The 6674-nt window shown below is 76.6% G+C and carries 4 protein-coding genes; 3 read left to right on the top strand and 1 reads right to left on the bottom strand.

The features are described 5' to 3' along the window. Positions 1 to 1771 (bottom strand): adenylate/guanylate cyclase domain-containing protein (locus LQ51_RS34355; RefSeq protein ID WP_052744825.1); only part of this gene is annotated, 1771 nt, incomplete at its 3' end. A gap of 241 nt (positions 1772 to 2012) precedes the next feature. Between LQ51_RS34355 and LQ51_RS11605 the strand changes: the two genes are divergently transcribed. The 3 genes from LQ51_RS11605 to LQ51_RS11595 all read left to right on the top strand — a co-directional run bounded on the left by LQ51_RS11605 (position 2013) and on the right by LQ51_RS11595 (position 6650). Beyond that, positions 2013 to 4943, top strand: a complete 2931-nt coding sequence (locus LQ51_RS11605; RefSeq protein ID WP_046565014.1) for a helix-turn-helix transcriptional regulator — start codon at positions 2013 to 2015, stop codon at positions 4941 to 4943. Positions 4944 to 5062: 119 nt separating this feature from the next. Further along, positions 5063 to 5833 (top strand): DUF5995 family protein, encoded by a 771-nt coding sequence (locus LQ51_RS11600; RefSeq protein WP_046565012.1) that lies wholly within the window; start codon positions 5063 to 5065, stop codon positions 5831 to 5833. Positions 5834 to 5909: 76 nt separating this feature from the next. After that, complete coding sequence (locus LQ51_RS11595) at positions 5910 to 6650, top strand: phosphotransferase enzyme family protein (protein ID WP_197087664.1); 741 nt, start codon at positions 5910 to 5912, stop codon at positions 6648 to 6650. Positions 6651 to 6674: the final 24 nt, after the last annotated feature.

Here is a 6674-nt window from a genome sequence, read left to right as displayed (position 1 = left end):
CCGCGCCGGCGCGGGTACCGGCCCGGACCGGGCAGGACCCCGGCTCGGCGTGGCACGCCGGCCGCTCCGGCCGGCACGTGGCGTCGGCCAGTACCGGGTGCGGCCCGTCCGGCAGGCGGCGGGTGAACTCGGCGCGCCGCGCGCGGGGCAGCCGGTCCTGGGCCACCCGGCCCACCGTCGGTTCGGCGACCGCGTACCCGCCCGGGACGCGGCGCAGCAGACCGGCGTCGGTCAGCGCGCGCAGCACCGGCTCGGCGTGCCCCGTGGGCCAGTCGAGCAGCCGCGCCACCAGGTCCGCACCGGCGGTCGCCCCGTGGTGCGCGACCGCCATCAGCGCGGCCCGCTGCTCCCCGTCCAACCGGTCCAGCCGGACGTCCACCAGGCGCCGTACCGGCTCCGGCACGCCGGCCGGCACGCCGTCGCGGTCCAGGGCCGTCACGTACGCGCCCGCCACGGCCGGGTTGCCGCCGACCAGCGGCAGCAACCGGTTGGCCAGCGCCGCCGGCCGGTCCGCCCGGGTGAGCAGATGGCGCAGCAGGCGCCCGGTGTCGACGGCGCCCAACGCGGGCAGCGGCACCCGCCGGTGCCGGCCGGCCGCGCCGGGGAGCAGGTCCGCCCAGCCGGGCCCGTGGGTGGCCACCACCGCCAGCGGTAGCGACCGTCGCGTCGCGGCGGCGAACAGCAGGTGCAGGAACCGGTTCAGCGGCGCGGCGGCCCGGTCCAGATCGTCGACGGCCACCACGACCGGCTGCTCCGCCGCCAGCGCGAGTAGGACCTCCCGCCACGCCTGCGCCCCGCGGCCGGCCGCCGCGTCCGCCTGCGCGGTCACCAGGTCGGCCAGGTCCTGCACCGCCTCGGCCCGCCCGTGCGGCGCCAGCAGCCCGTGCAGGGCCCCGGCCAGCCGCCGCCGTACCGTCGCCGGGGAATCGCTGTCGCGGAGCCCGGCGAAGGCGCGGACCATGTCGGCCAGCGGCGCGAGATCCCCCCGCGGGTACGGCGGGCAGTGCGCCACGTACCAGCGGACCGGCCGGCCGTCCACCATCGACACCGCCCGGGCCAGTTCGTGCAGCAGCCGGCTGCGCCCGCTGCCGCCCGGGCCGACCAGGGACACCCAGCGGGGCCGGCGGTCCCGCACCGCGCGGCTGATCTCGTCGCCGGCGGTGGCCAGCTCTCGCCGACGGCCGACCAGCCGGCCCCGGTGGCGGGGCCGGTGGGGCCGGGCCAGCCCGGTGACCCGCCAGACCTCCAGCGGCGCCGGCCGGCCGGCGAGCGCCATCGCGGCCGCCGGGCGCAGGTCGAGCAGGCCGACGGTGGCCCGTTGGGTGGCAGCGCAGACCACCACCCCGCCCGGCGGCGCGTACTCCTGCAGGCGGGCCGCGGCGGTGATGACCGCGCCGCTGGCGGACCCGTGCCCGCCGTCCCGGGTGCCGGCCAGGTCCACCAGGACCTCGCCGGTGGCCACCCCGACCCGGACCCGCAGCCGGACGCCGGCCGGTGCCCGTCGGGCCAGCGCGTCCTGGATCTCCAGCCCGGCCCGTACCGCCCGGTACGCGTCGAAGCCGTCCGAGCCGTGCACCCCGAACAGGGCCATCACCGCGTCGCCGACGTACTTCTCCACCACGCCGTGCCACCGGCGCAACACCCCGGCCACGGTGCCGAAGTACGCGCGCTGCAGCGCCCGGACGTCCTCCGGGTCGAGCCGTTCCACCAGCCCGGTCGAGCCGACGATGTCAGCGAAGAGCACGCTGACCGTCCGTCGCTCCTCGGGCACCGGCCAGCGCGTGACGGTATTCCGACACCCCACGGTCGAGGTCATTGGCATCGTGCCCACCCTTTCCCCCCGTGCGCCGCCTGACGACCTCCGGAGACTTTCACCACCGGGTCGTCGGGGGATCGGTAGGACGACGTATGTCGACCACCCGCAACCTTTAGTCGCAATGTCGACGCGAGAGGTACCACAAGGGCACCGAGCCCGTAGAAGGGTGCGGGAAGCGGTGACTAGGCTGCGTGCCATGGCCAGCGATGTGGACACCGCGCCGCTCGTCGGCCGTGCCGACACCGTGGCGTCGCTGCGGTCGGCGCTGCTCGACGACGTCGCGCCGGGCAGCACCGCGGCGGTCTTCCTCACCGGCGAGAGCGGCGTGGGCAAGACCCGGCTGCTCACCGAGGTCAGCGAGCGCCTGCGGCAGGCGGGCGCGCTGGTGCTGACCGGCTCCTGTCTGGACATCGGCGACGCCTCCCCGCTGCATCCGCTGCGCCAGGCGCTGCGCCGCTTCGACGCCGAGCCGGCCGAGGCGCGCACCGCGGCGGCGGTGCGTGGCCTGCTCCAGGTGTTCGACGAGGAGACGCCCGGCCCAGACGGCGCGGGCGCCCTGCTGGAGCGGGTCACCCGGGGGCTGCACCTGGTTTCCGGCGGTCGCCCGCTGGTCCTCGTCCTCGACGACCTGCAGTGGGTCGACCGGAGCACCCGGCAGCTCCTGCTCTATCTGCTGGCCGGCCTCGGCGACCTGCACCTGTCGGTGCTCGCCGCGATCCGCGCCGAGTCCCTGCAGGGCGCGCACCCGCTGCGCCGGGTGCTCACCGAGCTGCGCCGGTTGCGCTCGGTGCGGGTGGTCGACCTGGCGCCACTGGACCGGGCCGGCACCGACGAGTTGGCCGCCGCGATCGTGGGCGCGCCGCTGGCGCCGGAGGCCGCCGACCGGATGTGGCAGCGCAGCGGCGGCAACCCGTTCGTGGTCGAGGAACTGGCCCGCGACCTGCGCGACGGCCGGGACGGGCTCTCCGACACGCTGCGCGAGGTCTTCCTGTCCCGGGTGGACGCGCTGCCGCAGCACGCGCACGCGGTGGTGCACGCGGTCGCCGCCGGCGTCGAGCCGGTCGAGCACTGGCTGCTGGCCCAGGTGGTGCGGTTGCCCGAGGAGGAGCTGATCGAGGCGGTCCGCGCGGCGGTGGCGCACCGCCTGCTGGTCGGCGCCGACGACGGCTACCGGCTGAAACACCGGCTGGTGGCCGAGGTGCTGGCGCACGAGCTGCTGCCCGCCGAACGGGCCGTGCTGCACCGCCGCTACGCCGAGGCCCTGACCTCGGCGACCGGCGAGCTGCACCAGGCCCGGCTGGCCCACCACTGGCGGTTGGCCGGCGAGCCGGCCCGGGCGCTGCCCGCCGCGATGGCCGCCGCCCGGGAGGCGGAGCGGCTGCACGGCTACGCCGAGGCGCACCGGCACTGGTCGGTGGCGTTGCAGCTGGCCACCCCGGCCGGGCCGGACCGGGCCGCGCCGGCCGGGGTGGACCGGTCGGAGCTGCTCACCCACGCCGCCGAGTCGGCGCACCACTGCGGTGAGCACGCCCGCGCGCTGGACCTGCTGGAGGAGCTGGCCGGGGCCCCGGGCGGTCCGCCGGCCTGCGCGCTGCACATCCGGCGGGCCCGTTACCTGGCGGCCGCCGGCCGTTCGGCGCCCGCCGAGGCCGAGTACCGGCGCGCGTTGGAGTCGGCCGACTGCACACCGCGGGAGCGGGCCACCGCCGCCGCCCACCTGGCCGAGCTGCTGCTGCACCTGGGCCGGTACGCCGAGGCGGGCGACCAGGCCCGGGAGGCGCTGCTGTTCGCCGCGGCGGTGCCCGGCGCCGCCTCGGAGGTGGTGCTGGCCAGCGCCGCGCTCGGCTACAGCGAGGCGTACCTGGAGGATCCGGAGACCGGGCTGACCGTGATGCGGCGGGCCCTGGAGACCGCCGAGCGCTCCGGCCGCCCGGAGGACGTGGCGTGCGCGTACCTGCACCTGGCGGAGCTGCTGACCGGACCGCTGAACATCCTCGAGGAGGGGGTGGTGGTGGCCCGCCGGGGCGCGGAGCGGGTCGCCGAGCTGGGGTTGGGCCGCACCTGGGAGACCCGGCTGCTCGCGATCGCCACCAACGGCCTGTTCCGGGTGGGGCAGTGGGCAGAGGCGGAGAAGGTGGTCGCCGCGGCGCTGCGGCACCGCCCGTCCGGCGCCGACGCGGTGGAGTTGCTGCTGGCCCGCTGCCGGCTGTCGGTCGGGTACGGCGACGTCGAGGCCTCCGACCGCGACCTGGAGGCGGTGGCCACCGTGCTGGCCGGCGGGGGTGCCCGGCACGTGCTGCCGATGCTGATCCTGCGCGCCGGGCTGGCCATGTGGCAGGGCCGGCACGACCTGGCCCGGCAGGCGGTCCAGCGGGGCCTGACCGAGAGCCGCTCCGACGACGTCATCGTGCTGGCCACGCTGGCCTGGCACGGGTTGCGCGCGGAGGCCGAGGCGTCCGCCAGCCGCACCATCGAGGTGGACCCGACGGCGGTGCGCCGGCTGCGCGAGGTGGTCGACCGGGTGGCCCGCAAGAGCGAGAAGGCCGGCGCCCCGGTGCGCTACGTGGCCGACGGGTTCCTGGCGCTCTGCGCCGCCGAGATCAGCCGACTCGACGACGGCCGGGGCGACCCGGAGCTGTGGGCCCGCTCGGCGCTCGAGTGGGACCGGCGCAACCACCCCTACCCGGCGGCGTACTCGCGGTTGCGGCAGGCCGAGGCGCTGCTGGCCCGGCGCAGCCGGGTGGCGACCGCCGGCAAGCTGCTGTGCCAGGCGTACCGGACGGCGCAGGCGTTGGGCGCGGCGCCGCTGAGCTCGGAGATCCGCACTCTGGCCGGGCGGGCCCGGGTGACCCTGGAGGAGCGGGAGGAGGTCGCCCGTGCGGTGCCCCTGCCCCGGTCCGCCGCGCCGGCCGACGGCCCGCCGGTCGACGAGCTGGCCGTGCTGACCGCCCGGGAACGGGAGGTGCTGGCCGCGGTGGCCGAGGGGCTGACCAACAAGGAGATCGGTCAGCGGCTGTTCATCAGCGAGCGGACCATCGGGGTGCACGTGTCGCACATCTTCGACAAGCTCCAGGTCCGCACCCGGGTCCAGGCCAGCGCCATCCACCTGCGCAACCGCCCGGAGTAGCGCCCGCCGGCGGGGCGCCGAATACGTCGTTCTACTGATCCGGCCGGCGTACGGCGGCTGGCAGGCTGTCCGAGGTCGATGGGAGCGCTGCGGGGGCGCTGGCCACTGTGGAGGGGACAATGACCGAACCGGTCTGGGGTCCGGTGCACCAGGACATCGTGGGGCTGCTCGCCGACCATCCCGCCGACGTGCCGGCCGTCGTCGACCACCTCACCAAGCTGCAGGACCTGCTGGTCCGGCTGCCTCCGCTGGAGGCGAGCTGCCCGCTGGCCGACTTCAACAAGCTCTACCTGGTCATCACCAGCACCGTCCTGGACGGACTGTACGACGACCGGTTCACCGACCCGGCCTTCCTGGCCCGGCTGGACGTGGAGTTCGCCGCCCGGTACTTCGACGCGCTGCGCTACTGGACCGACTCCAGCCCGAGCACCCCGAAGGCGTGGTCGTGCCTGTTCAAGCGGATGCGCGGCCCGGACGCCCGGCCGTTGCCGTCGGCGGCCGCCGGGGTGAACGCGCACATCAACTACGACCTGCCGTTCGCGCTGGTCACCACGTTGGAGAGCCTGGAGTCCGAGCCGGTCGACGGCAGCGACCAGCACCGCGACTACCTGGAGATCAACGAGATCTTCGCCGAGCGGATCCCGGAGCTGCGCCGCGGGTATCTGGACCACTGGCAGCTCATGATCGACATGGTGAACGGCGACATCGACGACTGGTACCAGGGCGAACTCGTCGAGTACACCCGCAACGTGGCGTGGCGCAACGCGCAGAAGATCTGGCGGTGCCGGCACGACCCGGACGCCCGCGAGTGTGAGCGGACGCGGTTGGACGACAACGCCGCGCTGCTCGGCCGGCTGCTGCTGTCGCCCCTGGGGGCGTTCCTGCAGTAGCCGGGACGGGGGGTCCCCGCGTCCCGCCGTCCGGGCGTGGGACGCGGGGACGCCGTCCGGCTGCCAGGATGGGCCGGTGGAGCAGCCGCTGATCGGCAATGTCAGCACCGGCGTGGTGCGCGTCGGTGACACCGTACGGCGGCCGGTGGGCCCGTGGACCGACGCGGTCGACGCGCTCCTGGCGCACCTGCGCGAGGTCGGTTTCACCGGCGCGCCCCGGCCGCTGGGCCGGGACGACCGGGGTCGGCAGGTGCTGGAGTACGTCCCGGGCGAGTTGGGCGACGCCACCGGCACGTACCCGGTGGCGGAACTGGCGTCGATCGGCGCGTTCCTGGCCGACCTGCACCGCGCCACGGCCGGGTTCGTGCCCCCGCCCGGGGCGTCCTGGCAGCGGCTCATCCCGCCGGACGGCGCGGAGCTGATCTGCCACCACGACGTCGCGCCGTGGAACCTGGTCCGCGCGGCCCGTGGCTGGGTGCTCATCGACTGGGACGGGGCCGGCCCCGGCACCCGCGGCTGGGAGCTGGCGTACGCGGCCCAGAGCATGGCGGGGATGCGCCCGGAGCGGCCGGTCGCCGAGTCCGCGGCGCGGCTGCGCGCCTTCGTCGACGGCTACGGCCTGCCCGACGCGGAGCGGCCGGCGCTGGCCGCGCTGCTCGGTCGCCGGGCCCGGGCCATGTCGGAGCTGCTGCGCCGGGGGGCCCGCGACGGGGTGCAGCCGTGGGCGCGGATCCACGCCGAGGACGGCGCGTACTGGGCGGCCACCGCCGAGTTGCTGGACGCGCACGTGGACCGGTGGACCGCGGCCCTGGCGTGACCGGTCAGCCGCGCCGGGACCGGC

It is taken from the genome of Micromonospora sp. HK10 (genome assembly GCF_000982955.1).
In the GTDB taxonomy this organism is placed as follows: Bacteria; Actinomycetota; Actinomycetes; order Mycobacteriales; family Micromonosporaceae; genus Micromonospora.
Note: the sequence above shows the minus strand (reverse complement) of the source record. Positions and strands in the feature narration are given on the sequence as shown.

Bases quoted from the DNA above. Each gene is read 5' to 3' on its own strand.
- LQ51_RS11605 (WP_046565014.1), top strand. From the start codon at position 2,013: ATGGCCAGCGATGTGGACACCGCGCCGCTCGTCGGCCGTGCCGACACC.
- LQ51_RS11600 (WP_046565012.1), top strand. From the start codon at position 5,063: ATGACCGAACCGGTCTGGGGTCCGGTGCACCAGGACATCGTGGGGCTG.